We start from the raw sequence: 20792 nt of genomic DNA, 5'->3' as shown, positions 1-20792 counted from the left end.
GTGATCAAGAGACAGACCTAAAGGCAGCCTCTTAGTATTTTCGTCAAAGGATCGGTATCAAGCTAATTCACCAGCACCTTGAATAGAACGCTCACTATTCTCGACAAGGAACACGGTGGCGGTCTGTTTTAAGGTTTCCCACTCCGCATCCTCCACAAATATACCCTCTTCCCATGATGCCTTTTGTGCACGGCTTAGCTCTTCACCTTCGATATGAATAGCGTAGCCCTGCGAACTCGCATCAAGGTTAAAATCGTTGGTGGAGAGTTCTATGATCATGTTGTGGTAATCCGTACCGTACCCTTCTATCACATCGGAAAAGAAGACTTCTGGTGCAATGTGACCTCGATTTAACACATATAAGGTGCGTTTTGGACTAGTACCATTCACCCATTGCGCACGACAGGCAATCCCCTTGGCAGACAATCGAGCTAACTCACTAAATGCTAGCCAACGGTTGTGGCATTGTTTTAACGTAACGGTGACTGACTTACTCTTCACCATCTTTTCTAACGCAAAGTCCAACACCGCTGGTAAATGACATGCAACACTACCATTGTGTAAGTCCACTTCAATGGACGAGTCTGTGTTGCAAGCAATGGTGACTGCGCAGTCCGAATCGAGACTAAGGAACAGACTGGCGTTGTTAAAGTGACGTACACCGTGTAAACCAACCATTTGTAGGTCCGCAACCATGTTAGCAATAACATCCGCTTCACCACAGTGACGACACATCCCTAGGAAGGCTTTGTTTACCGCAGCCACCAGCTCATTGTGAGAAACGATCATTATGCAAAACCCCCATCGATTTTTTGATTGTCGCTTCGCGCGATGTCTTCACACTCAGGCATAGTTGGGAAGATCCAACTATCGGTATACTCAGGCTCGTTGATTTCATCCCAAAGTGGGGCACCTTGGAAGAAAGTCACGCGCACCCAGCGATCAGACCTCGGGTCGAACTTGGTAGCGCCAAACATCGCTAGCTTACAGCGCAGCAAGTGCATTGGCAGGGCACCCTTACGAAGTACGTTCATTTGGATATCACCCATCTCTCTATTACCAAGCGTCCACACACGACGAGTGATTGCACGATACTGCGGGTGTTGCAACAAGAACTCTGCTAACGATGTGTCTGGCTGACACGTTTGTAGAGCATGGTAGAGTCGGTTTACTTGCCGCCCAATATCCAGCGGCAGCTCACGTTCTTCACCAATCTCCTCTCCACGAACACCTAACCTCGGCTCCTCTTTATCTTGGGAGCGATACCAGAACCAATAGTTGTTCTCTGGTAACGAATAGTCCACATCAATCGACCAACGGTATTTGCTCTCTAGTATTTGCGAAACATCTTGGAGGCTTTTTCCGCCAGAAATAGACAAAGATTCATCGGTGTTCATTTGGTTTTCAAATTCATCAACCAAAGACGGGTAAAGCTCGATCAAACATGAAGTTAGGATTTCTTGGGCTTCCAAACTCATTGTTGTGGTTTGTTTGAGCAAGCTTGCCCAGTTCACGTGTTTCGCCATCAAGGCATTCAAGTTAGTTTGCAGCGCCTGAATGTCTTCTATCGCTTTCTGGTTCAGTTGGTCTTGATGTTCATTAATGGTGATCACCTGCTCTAAATGACGCTGCGCTTTTGCCAACAACGCTGTCAGTGGCGCTTCTTGCTGGATCTCACAAGGCATCGACAATACTTGAGCAATAGCACGCTCACGTGACGTCATCCATTGATCAACAATGCAAGGGTGGTTGATAAGATAAGGCGCCATACCTAATCCTGTTGCATTCCCCACACCTAGGTAACGTTGAAGCCCTTTGTGTAAAGCAATGGCTTTGTCTCCACCTTGTTGCTGAGCTAGATAGTGCACCCAATCAAGGCTGAACTCTCTAAGCATGTACACCGCACACATTTGCGCACTGAAGGATTGATTGAAATCAGGATTGTTCTCTAACAGCTTAAAATCGGCTATACCAAACTTGCCGTTTCCGTATACGGCTGTCGTTCTCAGTATGTAGCCAACCTCTGCAAGTTCAGTAGGATCTGGTTGCTCACCTTTTGCCAATGCAGCAACGAGATGTTCAAACACGCGGACACTTTTGTTCGCACGAGCAAGAACAAGTACGTTGTTAGTGTTACGCCCTACTTCTTGCAAGGGCACATTGGCTCTTAGCTGTTCTAAGAGCTCGACATGGACATCCCCTTTCACAAGTGCAAAGGTGACGTCCCATTTCTCGGCGATAACGCGATCATTGCGTTCTTCATCGCCAATCTCATCGCAAAATACAACCAAGTGATATACATGCTCTGGCGTCTCAAGTTTATAAATTACATGACCAAAACCACGTGGGCACAATTGCCATTCATGTTTACTGACTTGCCATTCTTGTCTTGCCATCTTTCGAATCAAACTTCTCACAAAGCTGATTCGGTTTTGGTGCATAGCCCCTAGCCTATCTGGCGCCATCACAGTAGCAGCGTCGCGAAGCGTTGTTTCAGTGTAAGTAGAACGATGTGCATCCATTTTGCTCACCACCTATTTTTTATTGTAAGAATATAGACTTGTGCGGGTGTAGGAGGGTTATAACCCGCACAAGCTCCACGTTATTGTTTTTTTAAAGCATTGTTTCTAAAGTACGGTTTCTAAACCGTTGGTTATCGCTTTCTAGCGACTTATAACCCCTGCTCTTTTGCCATCTTGATGGCGATCTGCGGTGCATTCCATAGTGACGGCAACAAGATTAACGAGACTGGCACTGCCGTGATCACAATGAAGGATTGCAAAGCAGAAATACCGCCCGAGCCAAGCGAAATCAGAATCAGCGCGACAACACCCATCGCCACACCCCAGAACGTACGAATGATGGCATTTGGCTCTGTTTCACCACTGACCACGACACTGATGGTGTAAGTCATCGAGTCCCCTGTGGTCACAATGAAAATGGTCGTTAACACTAGGAACGAAATAGAAACTAACATCGGCATTGGCAGTTGTTGCGTTACGGCCAGCAGCGCTCCCGGCAAGTTAAAGCCTTCAAACGCCGAACTCACGCTGCCAGGGTTCGCGATTTCAAACGCCAGACCTGAACCACCCACAATCGTGAACCAAAAGCAGGTCGTCAATGGTGCAACAACACTGATGGTTGTAATGATTTGGCGAATGCTACGGCCACGTGAAATACGAGCAATAAAGATGGCCATCATTGGCCCATAGCCTAGGAACCAACCCCAGAAGAATACAGTCCACCAGCTCAACCAACCTTCATCACCGCGGTAGCTCGCCATAGGGATGAAGTTATCCAACATGGTGCCCACGCCTTGAATGTAACCATTGAAAATAAAGTCTGTTGGACCGAATAGCAGGATGTAAGCCATTAGGGCAATCGCCAAGATGACGTTGTAACGACTCAACATTTGCATGCCACGGTTCAGGCCACTTAGCGCAGAGACGGTGTAAAGTACGATGGCAAAGAGAATAATGATCAGCTGTGTCGTGAACCCATCAGGAATATCAAACAAAGCGTTTAACGCGTAGCTAACCTGTAGACCTAAAAAGCCGATTGGACCAATAGTGCCTGCCGCTACCGCGATGATGCAGCACGCATCAATCAAGGCGCCGATTTGGCCCTTCAGTGCACGCTCACCCAATACTGGGTAGAGCAGAATTCGCGGCTTGAGTGGTAAGCCTTTGTCGTAATGTAGATGCATTACCACAATAGACGTTAAGCTACCAACGATGGCCCAAGCAAGAAAACCCCAGTGCATGAAAGACTGCGATAATGCATTTACTGCGCCCTGCTGTGGATTATCTTGTGCACCATACAAAGGTGGTGGGCTGACATAATGTGCGATTGGTTCTGCTGCCGCCCAAAACACGCCACCACCGGCGAGTAAGGTACAGAAGATGATCGCCATCCAGCGAAAACCGTCCATTTCAGGCTTGGTTGTACCACCTAAAATCACCTTACCTGTTCGCCCTACAGCCAAGCCAAGACCAATAAGAAAAGTGAGAAGAAGTAGTAGTTGCCAATATGGACCGAAGACTTTCACCGCCCATACAAATCCTGTGTTTACCAATGTAGATAACAGTTCGCCATCATAAAGCGCAATGGCCACGAAAAGTGCGATAAAGCCGCCACTGTACCAAAGTGCTGGGTTACTGAGCCCCAGCTTATCCGGTGAGTTTTCTGTTGCTGAAATGTCGTTGTGTTTTGCTTGTGGCTTCTTTGATGACACGCTCATCGTAGAAGCTTTCATGCTATTGGTTAGATCAGACATGCTCTGACTCCAGAGGTTTATTGCAGCTGCCTTAACGGCTACAAAAAGTGACTTTAACGCCCGCCTTATTATTGTATTGGTGGCGGGCTATTCCTTGTTCGGGTTACAACTTATAACTTGGCCTCCAGCCCTTCTTTCAAAAAGTTAAACCAGTTCTCACCCAGTATTTTTCCTGCCTCAGATTCGCTGAACCCATGACGCATTAAGCCGTTGTAAATATTCTCCATACCCTTGCTACCGCTAAACCAAGGCAGTGCATCGGGCCAACCAGAATTACTTGCCGAACCTTCACCATAATCCATCGCTTTCGACCAACGGCCATTACGCATCCATTCAAGGACTTGCTGTGGCTGGTTCAAGCAAAGATCACTGCCAATACCCAGATGATCCACACCAAACAAATCAGCCGTTTTGGCGACCATTTGGCAAAAATCATCAAGCGTGCATTGGCTGCCATTTGGCAGGTGGAACGGGTACAAACTAAAGCCAATCAAACCACCGCGTTCCGTCAGTGCTTTGATAACGTTGTTAGATTTATTACGCAGAGCGTCATGGGCAAACGTTGGGTTTGCGTGGCTGATGCAAATAGGGCGGGAAGAAAGATCAATCGCTTCCAATGTCGAGCGCTCTGCACTGTGTGACATGTCGATGATCATCCCAACACGGTTCATCTCTTCGATGGCCTGTTTACCAAAGCGCGTGACACCAGAGTCGTTCTGCTCATAGCAGCCTGTCGCCAACAAGCTTTGGTTGTTGTAGGTCAGCTGCATGATCAACAAACCTTGGCGACGCATGACTTCAATCAGGCCAATTTCATCATCAATTGGAGAACAGTTTTGCGCACCAAAGAAGACCCCTACTTTTCCTTCTGCCTTCGCTTTCTCGACATCGGCCATAGAATAAATTGGCATGATGAGGTCTGCGTTTTGCTCGAAGCGAAGATTCCATTCAGCAAAGCGGGTTAACGTTTCTCGTGCATTTTCGTGATAAACGATCGTTGCATGAACAGCGGTGATGCCGCTGGCTTTTAGTGTCTGAAAGTACTCTCTATCCCAATTGCAGTACTGCAATCCATCAATCACAATCCGTTGTTGGTACATAACCACTCCTTAAACGTTAATGAGCCTTTAAGGTTGGGCAGCGTAATCCTCGGCTGCCCTATTTCACTTAGTAAGGACGTTGATAAGCGGTTTTCACCACGGTGTAGAACTCTTTCGCATACTGACCTTGCTCGCGTGGACCAAAGCTCGACTCTTTACGACCGCCAAACGGTACGTGGTAATCCGTTCCTGCGGTTGGTAGGTTGACCATCACACAACCTGTTTGTACCTGCTGTTTGAAGATGGCGCAGTTACGAAGGCTTTGTGTGATGATGCCGCCCGTCAAACCAAAGCGAGTATCGTTCGCCACGGCAATGGCTTCATCCAAATCAGAAACTCGAATCACACTTGCCATCGGTGCGAACACTTCTTCTTGGTTCACTTCCCAGCTGTTTTGCGTGTTAAGGAACAGAGTTGGCGACATGTAGAAGCCTTCATGTTTCAGGTTTAATCGCTCGCCACCGAATGCCAACTCTGCACCACTTTGACGTGCCTTCTCGATCCAATCGAAGTTCGCTTCCAACTGGTTGCCATCCACCACTGGTCCCATGAAGATGCCTTCTTCTAATGCGTGGCCAACTTTAAGCTCACTCATTCGTTTGATCAGTGCTTCAACGTACGCATCGTGAATACCATCCATCACCACTAAACGAGATGAAGCCGTACACTTCTGACCTGCGCCAGAGAAAGAACCTGCAATCGTCGCTTCAACAGCGATTTGAATATCGGCATCATCGGCAACCACAAGTGCGTTCTTACTGCCCATTTCTAACTGACAGCGAACGAAGTTTGGCGCTGTCGCTGCTGCGACTTTACGACCCGTATCAACAGACCCAGTAAAGCTCACACCGTTTACGTCTTTCGAATTAATTAGGGTGTTGCCCATTTGCGAACCACTGCCCAACACTAGGTTAAATGTACCTGCTGGTAAGCCTTGTCGATGGATAATCTCAGTCAGTGCAACGGCACTTGCTGGTGTTAAGTTCGCTGGCTTCCAAACCACACTGTTACCAAACGCAAGGGCTGGCGCGATTTTCCAAGCAGCAGTCGCAGTTGGGAAATTCCAAGGAGAAATGATGGCGATAACACCTACAGCTTCACGAGTAACCTCAACGGAAACCCCTGGACGGACAGAAGCAGCGTTATCGCCAATTTGACGCAGCACTTCAGCCGCAAAATATTGGAAGAATTGTCCAGCTCGGTAGATTTCGCCTCGACCTTCTGCAAATGGTTTGCCTTCTTCGCGTGAAAGCAATGTACCAAGCTCGTCACAACGAGCAATCAACTCATCACCAATCGCTTGTAATACTGCTTGTTTACGCTCAATTGGTGTTTTTTCCCATTCTGGCTGAGCAATTTTCGCGGCCTGAATCGCTTGTTCGACTTGCGCTTCGCTCGCCTGAGCAAAGTCGCCTAAATTTTCACTGATGTCTGAAGGGTTGATGTTTGCAATCGTGTTGATGCCAGATTGCCATTCACCGGCAATGTAGAGGGATTTTTCTGCTTGAACATTATTGATAAAAGTCATTGCTCTGTCCTTGTTCTTCCTGACGTCTAGTGGTCTTCCACCAGCTCATTCATCTCACTTAATACGCCAAACTTGGCTGTGTGTTTTTGTTCTTTACTCTGGCTGGTTCGCTGAGGCGTAAACCACAAACTCGACCAGCATTTCTTCACGGGCAAGACCTGCGACAACCATGGCTGCGCGGTTTGGATAAGGCGCTTCAAAGTATTCCGCATACACTTGATTTACCGTTTTTAGATACTCGCGATCCGTCACGTAGATCAGCACTTGTAGAACTGAATCAAGCGACTCGCCCGCGCACTCAAAGGTGTGAATGAGATTATTAAAGGTTTGGCGTGTTTGCGCTTCGATGCCACCTTCCACGACCGCGCTCGTATCATCGATTGGGATTTGCGCCGTGTATAACGTGCCATTGTTGACGATGGCCCACTCTAGTGGTGCTTTAGAAGCAAATAGTGCCGTTTTGACTGGGTATTTTTTCGTAGAAGTATTCACGTGCCTTTCAACCTTTGTAACAACCTTGTTTCAAGATAGTTAAATACTGCACATTGACAGGCGATAAATCGAACGGTAAATTTTTTACATTTGATAAGAAAAATCTATCATCTTATGAAGGTTCCAATAAATAAAGGGATTGCAGGGGTTTCGCGATGAGTATCAAACTTCAACAATTAAAGCATTTTGTGATGGTGGTCGAGGAAGGCGGTTTTAGGGCGGCTTCACATAGAGCAAACCGCTCTCAAGCTGCGCTGTCAACGTCGATCAAAGAACTGGAAAAAAACCTCGGTCAAACGCTGTTTGAAACGGGCAATAAATCTAAACTCACGCCCTTTGGTGAAATCTGCTTACCCAAGATCATCCAGTTTCTTAATATCTATCACGCACTGAACAACGACTTAAAAGCAGCCGCTGCTGGACAACAAGGTCGAGTGCGAATTGCCAGTGTCCCTTCTGTTGCTGCTAAGCTCATTCCAAGTGTTTTGGGCGCATTTTGTGAACAATACCCTAACGTCGAGGTCAGCCTAATTGATGATAACGCAGCAGGAGTCGAAGCCCGTCTTTTATCAGGCGAGGTCGATTTAGCGTTAGGAAACCCATCACATTTAGATGAAGGCGGTATTGAGTTTACTCCATTGATCTCCGACCCAATTGGCGTGGTATGTTTGAAGGACAACCCTATTGCCCAACACCCCGAGGGTATTGAGTGGCAGACCTTATTAGAACAGCCCTTTATTCGAAACGGCACGTGTACTCTACTCGATCCGACGCCTGCACGCGCGCTAAGTGAACAGGCTTTATATTCCGTTGAGAACATCACGTCTTTGTTCTCTGTTCTGGAGCTCGGTATTGGCGTCACTACCTTGCCTAAGTTAGCGTTCCCGACCAACGAAACTCGACTGGTTTGGATTCCGCTGATCGATCCACCTTTGGAAAGACAGGTTGGCATCTTTACTCTGACGGACAGAACCATCTCCCCTCAGGCAAAAGCGTTTCATGATTTGTGCATTCATTACTTGAACTACCAAGAAGAAGTAGAATCCGCATAAGCATATACCCAAGTGACTTCAAGATGCAGGATTCAGAGCGTTGTCATTGATTCGAGGGCAAAGAAAACAACGCAGCGTAATAGCCAGCTATTTCCAAGTTGTTTGACGCAGCCATTGGTTTAAATAGAAAAGCGAGTCAATGACACGCTCCCAAAGGGCCCTCTTTGCAAATAGTAAGGGATTTGGCTTGTATACTTTGTTGTCGATTCTTGATTTAGACCCACCAAACCTTTAAATCGCCGCCGCGTCTACAAACCAAATCATTTTCGCTGAACCAGCATCTCGAGGTTACTTGGGTATAGTGCACAATTTGTTGAAGTTACGAGTTTTCCTACATCCCATCTGTGCTAGGATGCTGGCAATGTTAAGTGATAAATACTGAATCTTAATGAAAGTGTTACAAATCGCAGGGATAGCCGTTGCACTGGTTGCTGGCTTTTACGCGCCTACCCTGTTCAAAAACTTCTCTTCAGCGCCCGAGCCTAAGTCGCTCGATGAATACTGTTTCCTCTCTACTGAATCTTGCATCCAACATGATGTTGCGATGACGCTTAGCGTCGATACTGCTCAACCTCTGATCCCAGCTCAGCTCGAAGTCGAATGGCAAGACAGCGAAGCCGATCAGCTCGTATTAAGTTTGGTTGGTCGAGAAATGGAAATGGGCGAGCCAAAATTCATGCTGAAGAAAGTGGCGCCGGGTAAATTTGTGGGCGATGTGACATTGCCCGTTTGTACACAAGATTCAATGACGTGGGTTGGTGAGCTTTCCGACGGTAAAGACACCATCTACCCAGCCCTCAAAATGCAAAGATAAGGAATAACTATGAGCCGTAACTGGTCTCTTTTTCTCGTGGTTGCTTTCGTTCTCGGCTTTGGTACTAAAACGTATCTAGACGGCCAAAAAGAGGTAGAGAAAAAACCGCAACAAGTCGCTACCGAACAAAGCGTGCTGTTTGGCGAAGGCGATAAACCTGTCGATATCTTCGACACTAGTGATGATCGAATTCGTATTGTTTACTTTGGCTTTACGCGCTGCCCAGATGTGTGCCCAACCTCATTAGCCATGCTAGCCGGCGCTCTCAACCAAATCGACGATGCACAAAAAGCACAGTTGCGTCCGATGTTCATCTCACTTGATCCGGAACGCGACGAAGCAGATGCATCCGCTAAGTACGCCCATTACTTCCACCCAATGATTGAAGGTCTGTCAGCGCCACTTGATGTGACCACCCCACTTGCTCATAAGTACGGTGTCATTTTCCGTAAAACAGAGCTTGAAGGCTCGGAGCTGAAATACACACTCGACCACAGCTCTTACTTCTATTTCTTGAAGCCTGACGGCACACTTATCACAAAAGTGCCGCATACCTTAACGCCTGCGCCAATTGTCGAGGCAATAACCAAACTGACTGCAGAAGGAAAAACCAATGAAAGCTAAGCACGCAATCAAAACGTTGGCACTCTCCGCCCTACTTCTAAGCCCTTTGGCGCAAGCAAATCTCAACGTGATGCCACATGAGCCGTATGCACGAGCTATGGCGCCAGGTGCGGTCACTAGCGCTGTGTTTGTGACCTTTGCTAACCGAAGCCAAGAAGACATCAATATCGTTGCAGCGGAAACCCCAGCGGCAGGCAAAGTCGAGCTACATGATGTGATTAAAGAAGGCGATGTGATGAAGATGCGTCAAATAGACCACATCACGCTAGCGGCAAAAGAGACTACCGAGCTAAAACCGGGCAGCCTGCATATCATGCTATTCGACCTTAAAAAGCCGCTTAATGAAGGCGACGACATCGAAGTCACTGTGACTTACGACAACGGTCAAAAGCAAAGCTTTACCGCACCGGTCAAAAAAGTCATGGCGGGAATGAAAAAGCACGAACATCACCATTAATTGTTGATCGGAAAATCAATTCAAAGCTCCTCCAACGTGAGGAGCTTTTTTATTCCTCTATCTTTTCCCTAAACAGCTATCAAAAACCATCTTACAGAGTAATCAATGCAAAGTTTTATGTCCTAAATCAGCGCGAAGCAGCCACCGCTGAGATATAAACAAGGCTTTGCTGCCAAACGAGTTTCTCGCCATGTTAAAAGCCCTTTCTCGCGTCTTCAAAATGCTGACGCACGTGAATCCAAATCTAGTACAAGACGTCGATACTATCATTAACGCTATCGGTGGCATGGAGAATTTGGTGGAAACCGGTGCTTGCGCGACAAGATTACGCCTAACTCTAAAAGACACCTCTATCGTGAATCAAAAAGCATTGAAAGCACATGGGGCACATGGCGTGGTGATCATCGATGAGCGGCATATTCAAATCATCTACGGCGTAAAAGCCAACACCTATTCACAAGAGATGGAAGAACGTCGAATAAAGCACGTATCGCTCTAAAAAAGCGCAAAGGAGTTGTAAGAATCGAATCACAGCCGCTATACTCCGGCCGTTAACTCACCAACTAAGAGGAAATATGATGATTGTAATGAATAACACTAACTGGGCAGTGAAAGGGTAAACGTCCAACTTTTTTCTCGTGGCTGAGCCACAAACTCCTCCCTTCTTTGCCCGGTTTTCACCGGGGTCAGCTCTATGCGAATTAGACCCTAATGCGACTTGTATTAAGGCGCTTTGTTGCGTCAGGGATAATTCAACAATGAATAAAACACATTCTTTTTGTGAAACACTACTAACTCAGCCTAACCCATTAAAGCGATTAGGTTGGAAACCATTTTTTCAACAACAACTGACGTTAGACGATTACGAGAACACGCTTTTCGCTCGAGTGATTGCTCACCATCGTAGTGGTTATGTTGTGGTTAGCGAGCAAGGTGAAACTCACTTACCTATCCAAACATCACTACCCAGCATGACCGTTGGCGATTGGGTAATATTAAACCACCAACAGCAGTTCTCTCTTTTACTCGAGCGTCGCAGCTTATTTAGCCGTAAAGCCGCAGGTAGCAAGGTCGCTGAGCAGCTTATCGCCGCCAACATAGACACAGTATTTATCGTTTGTTCACTCAACCACGACTTTAACCTGAGCCGCATTGAACGTTACTTATCACTCGTTAATGAAGCCGACGTCGAGCCTGTTATTGTGCTGACGAAAGCAGACTTATGCGACGATGCTGACGAACTCAAGGCTCAAGTACAAAAACTCGATCCGCTGCTTATGGTGAAAAGCGTGAATGGTCTGGACGAATCGAGCGTTGCTACGTTGATGAGTTGGTGCGGCGAAGGTCAAACCGTCGCGTTCATCGGCTCTTCAGGAGTAGGAAAGTCCACCTTGGTGAACACTCTACTTGGCGAGCAAGAACAAGCGACAGGTGGTATTCGTGAAGATGACAGCAAAGGTCGACACACTACGACCTCTCGTTCAATCCATCTACTGCCCTCTGGTGCAATCCTCATGGATACACCAGGAATGCGTGAGATCCAGTTGGCCGATAGTGAAACAGGGGTCAGCGAAACCTTTGCTGATATTGAAGCGCTAGCAGAAAACTGCCAATTCAATGATTGCCAACATCAAACCGAACCTGGATGTGCGGTTCAAGCCGCGATTGAAGGTGGTTCATTGGAGTCGCGCCGCTTTACTAACTATCAAAAGTTATTACGCGAGCAAGCTCATAACGGTGCAACACTTGCAAAACAGCGAGCGCAGAACAAACAGTTTGGCAAAATGGTACGTAGCGTGGTCGGCGAAAAGCGCAAACGACAACAAGGTTACTAGTTTGTTATCAGTACGTAATCAATAGAACAAAGGAGGCTAACGCCTCCTTTTTTAATAACTTACTGAAAAATCATCATTCATACTTTGCCATACAAAGCAACACAAAAGACCAATAACGATAACATTGAGCAAACATTTAAACTAAGAACAAACTAAAACTAGACACAAAATATTACCAAGCTAAGATATGTGATATTCAGCAAGAAAATAGCTGAATTTATAAATACAGGATAATTGATAATCAGGACGTCTTAGCAACGCAATAACAAGATTCAGCCCCCTTAACGCAAGGGAATATTACGCCGTGTGATGACTGAATTTGCGCTGTTGCTGAGGCAAAAAATTGCAGGAATGATGTATGCAAATGCAACACAACAGTCTCGTTGCCCGATACGCTCGCGGTAACCTCGTTCTCCAAATCCTTGTCGGTATCGTCTTTGGTATCTTGCTTGCAACGATCTCACCAAGCCACGCTGAAAGCGTTGGTATGCTGGGTAGTCTATTTGTAGGTGCGCTAAAAGCGATTGCTCCAATATTGGTATTCATCTTGGTTGCTGCGTCTATCGCGAACCAAAAGAAAAACCAACACACTTACATGCGTCCAATCGTAGTTCTTTACCTAGCGGGCACTTTCTTTGCAGCATTAACCGCAGTGTTACTAAGCTTCCTTTTCCCGACCAATCTAACGCTAGTAACAGGCGCTGAAGGTGCAACGCCACCACAAGGTATCGCAGAAGTTCTACAAACCTTGCTGTTCAAACTGGTTGATAACCCAGTAAACGCGCTAGTAGAAGCTAACTACATCGGTATTCTTGCTTGGGGCGTGGGTCTGGGTCTTGCACTTCACCACGCATCAGCAACCACAAAAGCGGTATTCGAAGATCTAAGCCACAGTGTTTCTCACATTGTTCGCTTCATCATTCGTCTTGCGCCTTTCGGTATCTTTGGTTTGGTTGCATCAACGTTTGCTACAACAGGCTTCTGCGCACTAGCAAGCTACGCTCACCTCCTAGCGGTACTACTAGGCTCAATGATGATCATCGCGCTAGTAGTTAACCCAGCGATCGTGTACTTCAAAACCAAAGAAAACCCATACCCATTGGTGTTCCAATGTCTACGTGAAAGTGGCGTAACAGCATTCTTCACTCGTTCAAGTGCTGCGAACATTCCAGTGAACATGAACCTATGTAAGAAGCTAGACCTAGACGAAGATACGTACTCAGTGTCTATCCCACTAGGTGCAACTATCAATATGGCAGGTGCAGCAATCACTATCACAACCCTAACGCTAGCAGCAGTACACACTATGGGTATCGAAGTTGATCTAATGACGGCAGTACTACTAAGTGTTGTTGCAGCGGTATCAGCGTGCGGCGCATCTGGTGTTGCAGGTGGCTCTCTACTGCTTATCCCACTGGCGTGTGGTCTGTTTGGTATCTCAAACGACGTAGCAATGCAGGTTGTAGCGGTTGGCTTTATCATCGGTGTGATTCAAGACTCGGCTGAAACAGCGCTAAACAGCTCAACAGACGTTATCTTCACTGCCGCTGTTTGCAAATCAGAACAGAAGAAAGCTCAGTAAGGCTTAAGCATCTGTAATATGTAAAAAATAGAAAGGGGAGCCAACGAGGCTCCCCTTTTTTGTGTAAATGCCAATTAATACCGCCACACCAAACGAATTCTAAATGCAAGAGGAGCAATATGCTCCTCTACTCATACTTTGATCATACTTCAACTTTGCGTCAGGATTTTCTGAAATACGCAACTTGCCCTTAACTTTTCGAAAATCGATGCGTAGAATCCCGCCCTGTTATGCGTATGGTTGAGTTGTACATAGGGTAAAAAACCAATGAGATTGTTGTCTGGATTCTCGTCAAAAGAATGGCTGTTAACGGCTGTAATGCTCGGAGGCTTAAGTTTATCACTCCAAGCAACGTACTTCTGATGCTCGCACAGCCGCCATTCAAGTGATCTTCGCCGACATGCAGTATCACGTCTCTATTCTCAATCAGAATGCGAAAGCTTTTAAGCAAGACCACGGGGCCGACCAGTGCGTCTTAACTGCTGTTGGGTATCAAGAGTTTTACAATGGCTACCCAGAAACCCAAAGTGAGTGCGGTGAGCAAGTCAGCTTCTTCGATAACCTAACCATTACCGATGAGATGAAACAGACAGATTTAGTCTTCATCGAGAACAACCAATACTCCATGGTTGGGTATGGCAATGACGAATCACCAGAAGCGCTCATGGCTGGCAATTGCTACGCCTACTACCGAATGGATGGCAAAGGCGCGGATGGACACAGCTTTAAGGTTGATACCTCTCGCTGTTAGGGCAGACTTAACGCTGTGTAGAACAGTCTATAGAAATCAAAAAGGGAGCTAAGTGCTCCCTTTTTACTGCTTACAGCCTGAAATTACGCTTGGCTGAGTGTCACTTCTTCCAATGGGAAGTGCGCGCTAGGCTCAACGAACTCTTGCTGTGCTGCGATGGTTTGCAGTTCCCATTCGCCCGCTTGGTAAGTCGCGTTAAGTACGCCATAGCAAGCATCGTGGCAGTGTTGGGACGCTTGTTTTGGTGTCCAACCTTTCAATAGACCAGCGGTGAAAATCGCCGAAATCAAATCGCCAGCGCCTACGGGTGCTTTAGCAAATTCAAAATGAGGACGCTTCGCTAGGTAAGTGCCTTCTGGTGTCGCAAGTAGCATATTGAAGCTGTCATCTGACAGGCAGTAAAGGTGCTTCACCAACACCACTTTAGGACCTTTTGCTAGCGCACGCTGACAAGCGTTGATTGCGTCATCCAACGTGTGAATTTCCATCTCTGCAAATTGGCTTAGCTCGAACTGGTTAGGCACGATCACATCCGCCATTGGCATTAGACGATTCAACAAGTTTTCTGCGATACCCGGCGCAACAATACAGCCTTTGTCTGGCGCGCCCATCACTGGGTCACACACGTAAAGCGCTTCTGGATTCGCTTTTTTAACTTTAGTAACCGTATCTTCTACTGCCAGACATTGCTCAGCACTGCCTTGGTAGCCAGTCAGAACCGCTTGGCACTTCTCTAGCGCGCCAATGTTGCCAAGACCACGAACTAATTCGCTGATGTCATCAGCCGAAAACGCACGACCCGTCCAGCCTTCTTGATACTGGGTGTGGTTAGAAAATTGAACCGTGTGAATAGGCCACACTTCGAAACCCATGCGTTGCATTGGGAAAACGGCACTGCTGTTACCAGCGTGGCCAAAAGAAACATGAGATTGTATAGAGAGGATACCTTGCATAGTACCAGACCTCTTCTTGTTGTTATCAATAGTTCAAAGACAGCGGCGAGCGCCAGATTTGCGAAACCAGTAGTGTATCCGACAAACCAAGATTCTCTAACTCAATTCTAGCCTTCTTCGCTGGAATCGCTTGGAGAGCTGGTTTTCAGTACCATTTTCTTAATTTCCATTTTGTCTTTATTGAGCGCAATTTCGAGGGTGTCCCCTTCCCTTATCCCGAGTTCATTCAGGATCACGCTTGGAATGACTACGACGGTATCGTCACCGATTTTAACAGGTTGGCTAATCATCTTTCGTCCCCCAATTGTCGAAAATGAGTTTTCACGTTGTGAGTGGTGCTGTTTCCTTTACTTACTGAATGGATAAAAAACAAAAGAGCCTTCCACACCGCGTATGGGAAGGCTCGATTGAAAACTTAGTTCGCGAGTGGTTCATGCTTCGCAGCGATCAAACCGTAAGCACTCCAACCTAGGAAGGTAACGATAGAACCCCACATCATGGCTTCGTAGCCAGAACCGTACAACGCGTAGAAGCTGTAGAGAGAACCGACTAGCGCAATGATATTCGTGGTTTTCATCTCGCGCTCAGGCACATGCGCCACTTGCTGCATGATGAAGATTGCGCCCATACATAGAATGTAAGGAATAACGTTCGTCACCACGGCTAGGTTAACTAGCGCTTCAAATTGCTCGTTCAATGTTGGTGATATAGTCATCAAAGAAAGCACCGACTGGATAACCGTAATTGCCACCATGCCTTTGATTGGTGTACCGCGTTTATCAACTTGTGAGAACAGTTTCGGGAAGAAGCCTGCGTCTGAAGATGATTTGAATACGGACGCGATAGTGAACTGCCAACCCAGTAGTGAACCTGCACAAGCAAGAACCGCCATGCCCGCAACCACTTTACCCGCCGTAGAACCTAGCATCACTGTCCATACTGTTGAGAATGGCGCTGTAGAAGCAGCAAGTTCAGAGTTCGCTACGATACCAGAGCAGATGTTGGTTGAAACAATGTAAACCACTGCTGCAATCAGCGTACCGCCCAATACTGCGATTGGTACGTTCTTCTCTGGATTTTCTACTGCTTCTGAGTTCGCACAAGCAGACTCAAGACCTAGGAACGCCCAAAGTGTCATTGCGATTGACGCACTTACTGCTTCACCAAATGGCAGGTGGTGTGGGTTCCACGCTTCTACGTACATGGTTGGGCTAAAGTAGAACCAACCAACAATACCCAAAGAACACACAGGAAGGATAACACCCCAGACTGTAAACGAGCCGATTTGACCGGTGATCTTCGCACCACCAAAGTTAGCGAAGGTACAAATCCAAAGGATAGCGATGGTGTACAGACAGGTCTCGACTGGCGACAAAGTCACTTCGAAGAAAGCCGAGCCATAACCGACACAGGTAATCGCAATCGCGATGTTGGCAATCAACAGTGACAAGCCGTAGGTCCAACCCGCCATAAACGCACCCGATTTACCAAACGCGTACGACGCATAGCCGTTCATACCACCATCACGTTTACTAAAGCGACCACACTTCGCAAATACATAGGCAAGAGCCAATGAACCCGCCGCAGTAATCAGCCAAGATAGAATCGAAATCGTGCCCACTTGCGCCAGCTTACTTGGCAGCATAATGATGCCCGAGCCAGCCATGTTAATGAATGTCAGAATGGTTAGCTGCACCACCGACATTTTTTTGGTTTCAGTACTCATAAATTATTCTCCACGAATAAACGGTTCGCACCGCAACAACCAAGTCACGATGCGAACGGGGTAGATTAATCTTTAAGGGCGTAGCAATGGGCGGTGGTGCGGCCATTGACGTCTTCTAGGTACACACCTTGAATCTCTGGTGCGAAGCCTGGGAATCGGTTGATGCCTTCTTCTAGAGATAAGAAGTAATCGACCACTTGTTGAGTCCAGATTTCGCCCGTGATCACACAGATAATGCCTGGAGGGTAAGGAAGCGCACCTTCTGCTGCGACACGACCTACCGCTTCTTTCAGAGGCAAGTAATCACACTCGCCGCGGAAGTATTTGCGTGTTGCCACATCTGGTTTGTGCACCATAGTTGGGAAGTATTCGCTACGGAACATCGCTTTTTGTAGCTGTTTCACGTTCAGCTCTTTGTACATGTCATGCATTTCCTGACATAGCTGACGGATGGTGTAGCCGCGGTAGCGCTCTTTATTCGCCTCGTAAACGCGAGGAAGCACGATGTTTAGCGGCGCGTCATCACGAATGAATTTTTCGAAGCGGTTAATTTGCGCCACAAGATGACGGATCTTACCCATGTCCTCTGCTGGAGTGAGAAGGAACAAGATAGAGTTCAAGTCACACTTCTCAGGGATGATGCCGTTCTCACGTAGGAAGTTAGCCAATAACGTTGCAGGAATACCAAAGTCTGCGTAGCTACCATCTTCAGCAATTCCTGCTGTGGTGAGTAGCAATTTACATGGGTCAACGAAGTACTGACCTTCGCCGTAACCTTCAAATTTATGCCAGCTTGCGTCTGGCTCGAACATGAAGAACTTCTTATTGGTTGCGATAAGATCGGTGTCGTAACTGCCCCATGGTTGACCATCCACTTGGTCAGGAATGAACGGACGAATCAGCTCACAGCTTTTCAGGATTTCTTTACGTGCTTCGATACCTGTCTTAACCGCATCACGCCATAGGCGCAGACCCGCTTCACCATCGTGGATCTTCGCGTTCACATCCAATGCTGAGAACAGCGCGTAGAATGGTGAAGTTGACGCGTGCATCATAAACGCGTTGTTGAAGCGTTTGTGGTTACAGTAGCGAGCCTGACCTTTGATGTGGTGGTCTTTTTTGTGGATCTGCGAGGTTTGAGAGAAGCCAGCTTGTTGTTTGTGAACAGACTGAGTCACGATCACACCCGCATCTTCTGGTTTCAGATCCAGTAGCAGCGGAGAACAGTCTTTCATCATAGGAATGAACTGCTCGTAGCCCACCCATGCCGAGTCAAATAGGATGTAATCACATAGATGACCAATCTTATCCATCACGTAACGTGCGTTGTAGATGGTACCGTCGTAAGTACCCAATTGGATGATCGCAAGACGGAATGGGCGTTCATCACGAGCACGCTCTGGTGACACTTTTGCGATTTGAGCACGGATGTATTCTTCATCAAAACAGTGCTCATCCATACCACCGATAAAGCCCCAAGGGTTACGTGCCGTTTCTAGGTAAACTGGCATACCTCCCGCTTGGATCAATGCGCCATGGTGGTTTGATTTGTGGTTGTTACGGTCAAACATCACCAAGTCACCCTCGGTCACTAGCGCGTTACAAACCACTTTGTTTGAAGCCGAAGTACCGTTGAGTACGAAGTAGGTTTTGTCTGAGTTGAACACTTTTGCTGCGTGCGCTTGAGCTTGGTGAGCAGAACCTTCGTGGATCAGCAAGTCACCTAAATCAACGTCCGCGTTACACAAGTCACTACGGAATAGGTTTTCACCGAAGAAATCGTAGAACTGTTTACCTGCTGGGTGTTTTTTGAAGAACTGACCGCCTTGGTGTCCTGGACAGTCGAATGCAGAGTTGCCCATTTCCACGTAGTGAGTCAATTGTTTGAAGAACGGTGGAAGTAAGCGACATTCGTATTTGGTGACAGCCTCATTGATTTGGCGACCGTAGTATTCAATTGACTGTCTTTCCAAATCGATAACGCCGGTTAACCATACGTAATCTTCTGCTGAAACTGGGTTTTCATCTGTTACTAAGAAAACCGGAATGCCATAACCCGTTTCAGAAATAATTTTGTGTAGACCAGCCTTAATATCTGCAGAAGTAATAATTGCAGCGCCAACGTCGGTTAATTCGACGTGCTCAAGTGGTTTTAAAGTTCGGTTAAATTGCTCATCCAAAGATTCAGATAATAAACTGAAGTCTTCTGGCATGTAATTACTAACACCGATAATTAAACGTTTCATTTGAAATATCTCTTATTTGTTCTGTAAAGACGACAAGCACAGATATTACAAGTGAAATTAATATTTAAAATTCAAAAAACAAATTTCGTGATTATTCGTTCATAATTAAAACTCTTATTTTCTCGAAATAAAATTTCGCGATCTTTATCACTTTCCTTTCGATAAGCCAATGATATTGAATTTTGGTTTAAATTGAATTCAGGTGAAGAATTATGTGACCTCACCAGTTATTATTAAAAAAGGAATCAAAAGAAAATAAAATTTTGCGATTTTCATCACTCTATATTTAACTAGATTGATTTATTAGCAATAAAAAACACAATAAATACGCTTATATTTAACAAGTTATAAACCACAAACAAAAAGCCATCAACATTTCTGCTGATGGCTTTTTACTTTGGTGATTTTACTTTGATAGCAGCGAGAGCCAGTTTAATCAAACAAATGGCTATCGAGTTTAACGCCATTATTCGACCACAATTGATACCGTTTCACCGCGATTCCAGACGAGTACATGGTGTGCTTACAGTCCATACATTCGACAAAGTACAGGCCACTCATGCCAGCCATGACATGTAACCTTCGGCTGTCACAGCGCTTACACGACAAGCGTTGCACCTTACTGTTTACATCGACACGGCGAGCGAAGTTAAGCGTTTCATGGGAACACAAGGCATCCATCGCACTGTCTTTAAACGGGTGCTCACTGAGCAAGTGATTGATGGCGTAATCGTACACCGGGGGAATCGATGTTTTGCCATTCTCTATATTGGTTATCTTAGCAACGGAAACACCCAACAAAGATGCAAATTCCACTTTGCTGTATTCCAAGATAAACCTTGAAGAGATGAACTTATCTGCACTAATGATTCTCAACATACACAAATCTCTAATGGACATAAAAAGAGCATGACGTTGCCCCTTTATGTTGAAAAGGATAATAATAGGTTGCTTCTTACTGTATTTATACGCAGAGTGTGCGCTATTTTTATTTTTGGGTATATTGCGCTTAATTTGGTTAAAGATCAACAGACACTAATTGAAACCAAAAATAGAAATTAAGATTTAGTAATATAAAACTTAATACCAAATATTAGTTAAAGTAATGAGTTTCATTAGAAAAACATAATTTAAGCTAACAAATTATTTTCATAGCTATAGTATGAGCTAATCAATAATAACGGATTGGAGCTTAATTCATGTATTTGCAGCAAGGGGGGGGGATTTCCCTCTATTTATAGATTTATATAAGGATAGGTTGGTGGTAGATAAAATTCTGTTGAAGCTTTGCATAAAGAACACCCAACAACTATGCACACAATAGAATAAAGAAGAATTTGAGTGATAAAAAAGCCT

General features: G+C 46.1%; 18 protein-coding genes and 1 pseudogene. 8 read left to right on the top strand and 11 right to left on the bottom strand.

The window, feature by feature from the left end; all coding sequences use genetic code 11:
• Positions 1-57: 57 nt before the first annotated feature.
• The 6 genes from KIV40_RS21930 to KIV40_RS21905 all read right to left on the bottom strand — a co-directional run bounded on the left by KIV40_RS21930 (position 58) and on the right by KIV40_RS21905 (position 7396).
• Positions 58-789 carry a DUF3726 domain-containing protein gene (locus KIV40_RS21930; protein ID WP_012129155.1) on the bottom strand — a complete coding sequence of 244 codons (732 nt, stop codon included), beginning with the start codon at positions 787-789 and terminating at the stop codon, positions 58-60.
• Positions 789-2522: a hypothetical protein gene (locus KIV40_RS21925; RefSeq protein WP_285351311.1), complete on the bottom strand. Its 1734-nt coding sequence runs from the start codon at positions 2520-2522 to the stop codon at positions 789-791. Before KIV40_RS21925 ends, KIV40_RS21930 begins: the two co-directional genes overlap by 1 nt.
• A 149-nt stretch (positions 2523-2671) precedes the next feature.
• Complete coding sequence (locus tag KIV40_RS21920; protein WP_375164877.1) at positions 2672-4240, bottom strand: BCCT family transporter; 1569 nt, start codon at positions 4238-4240, stop codon at positions 2672-2674.
• 146 nt (positions 4241-4386) lie between these two features.
• Positions 4387-5376 carry a membrane dipeptidase gene (locus tag KIV40_RS21915; protein WP_012129150.1) on the bottom strand — a complete coding sequence of 330 codons (990 nt, stop codon included), beginning with the start codon at positions 5374-5376 and terminating at the stop codon, positions 4387-4389.
• 67 nt (positions 5377-5443) lie between these two features.
• On the bottom strand, positions 5444-6904 hold the full coding sequence (locus tag KIV40_RS21910) for an aldehyde dehydrogenase family protein (protein ID WP_012129149.1): 1461 nt from the start codon (positions 6902-6904) through the stop codon (positions 5444-5446).
• Positions 6905-6997: 93 nt separating this feature from the next.
• The gene (locus KIV40_RS21905; RefSeq protein WP_285351309.1) at positions 6998-7396 is read right to left on the bottom strand and encodes a RidA family protein; all 399 of its coding nucleotides are present in this window, start codon (positions 7394-7396) and stop codon (positions 6998-7000) included.
• A 155-nt stretch (positions 7397-7551) separates the two neighbouring features.
• Here KIV40_RS21905 and KIV40_RS21900 point away from each other — a divergent pair, with 155 nt between their 5' ends.
• The 8 genes and pseudogenes from KIV40_RS21900 to KIV40_RS21865 all read left to right on the top strand — a co-directional run bounded on the left by KIV40_RS21900 (position 7552) and on the right by KIV40_RS21865 (position 14511).
• Positions 7552-8448, top strand: a complete 897-nt coding sequence (locus KIV40_RS21900; protein WP_285351308.1) for a LysR family transcriptional regulator — start codon at positions 7552-7554, stop codon at positions 8446-8448.
• Between the two features lie 388 nt (positions 8449-8836).
• On the top strand, positions 8837-9262 hold the full coding sequence (locus KIV40_RS21895; RefSeq protein WP_285351306.1) for a hypothetical protein: 426 nt from the start codon (positions 8837-8839) through the stop codon (positions 9260-9262).
• 9 nt (positions 9263-9271) lie between these two features.
• Complete coding sequence (locus KIV40_RS21890) at positions 9272-9886, top strand: SCO family protein (RefSeq protein WP_005532504.1); 615 nt, start codon at positions 9272-9274, stop codon at positions 9884-9886.
• Entirely contained in the window at positions 9876-10343 is a 468-nt protein-coding gene (locus tag KIV40_RS21885) for a copper chaperone PCu(A)C (RefSeq protein ID WP_285351304.1), read from the top strand. The genes KIV40_RS21890 and KIV40_RS21885 overlap by 11 nt, the downstream gene beginning before the upstream one ends.
• Before the next feature lie 190 nt (positions 10344-10533).
• Positions 10534-10842 (top strand): PTS glucose/sucrose transporter subunit IIB, encoded by a 309-nt coding sequence (locus tag KIV40_RS21880; protein ID WP_285351303.1) that lies wholly within the window; start codon positions 10534-10536, stop codon positions 10840-10842.
• Between the two features lie 259 nt (positions 10843-11101).
• The gene (gene rsgA, locus KIV40_RS21875; protein ID WP_285351301.1) at positions 11102-12178 is read left to right on the top strand and encodes a ribosome small subunit-dependent GTPase A; all 1077 of its coding nucleotides are present in this window, start codon (positions 11102-11104) and stop codon (positions 12176-12178) included.
• Positions 12179-12542: 364 nt separating this feature from the next.
• On the top strand, positions 12543-13760 hold the full coding sequence (sstT, locus tag KIV40_RS21870) for a serine/threonine transporter SstT (RefSeq protein WP_285351312.1): 1218 nt from the start codon (positions 12543-12545) through the stop codon (positions 13758-13760).
• A gap of 267 nt (positions 13761-14027) precedes the next feature.
• Positions 14028-14511: pseudogene (locus KIV40_RS21865) on the top strand (type IV pilin).
• Between the two features lie 83 nt (positions 14512-14594).
• On the opposite strand, the gene pdxY reads toward KIV40_RS21865, so the two are convergent.
• The 5 genes from pdxY to KIV40_RS21840 form a co-directional block, all read right to left on the bottom strand.
• A complete protein-coding gene (gene pdxY / locus KIV40_RS21860) occupies positions 14595-15464 on the bottom strand; it encodes a pyridoxal kinase PdxY (protein ID WP_285351297.1) in 870 nt (289 codons plus the stop codon).
• 107 nt (positions 15465-15571) lie between these two features.
• Positions 15572-15754: an AbrB/MazE/SpoVT family DNA-binding domain-containing protein gene (locus tag KIV40_RS21855; RefSeq protein WP_285351295.1), complete on the bottom strand. Its 183-nt coding sequence runs from the start codon at positions 15752-15754 to the stop codon at positions 15572-15574.
• A gap of 125 nt (positions 15755-15879) precedes the next feature.
• The gene (potE, locus tag KIV40_RS21850; RefSeq protein WP_005429234.1) at positions 15880-17190 is read right to left on the bottom strand and encodes a putrescine-ornithine antiporter; all 1311 of its coding nucleotides are present in this window, start codon (positions 17188-17190) and stop codon (positions 15880-15882) included.
• Between the two features lie 65 nt (positions 17191-17255).
• A complete protein-coding gene (gene speF / locus KIV40_RS21845; RefSeq protein ID WP_005429232.1) occupies positions 17256-19436 on the bottom strand; it encodes an ornithine decarboxylase SpeF in 2181 nt (726 codons plus the stop codon).
• A 432-nt stretch (positions 19437-19868) separates the two neighbouring features.
• Entirely contained in the window at positions 19869-20315 is a 447-nt protein-coding gene (locus tag KIV40_RS21840; RefSeq protein ID WP_045371638.1) for a helix-turn-helix transcriptional regulator, read from the bottom strand.
• Positions 20316-20792 lie beyond the last annotated feature (477 nt).

This window comes from Vibrio sp. D173a, assembly GCF_030248475.1.
The sequence above is the reverse complement of the archived record's forward strand: the minus strand, read 5'-3'. Positions and strand labels throughout refer to the sequence as shown.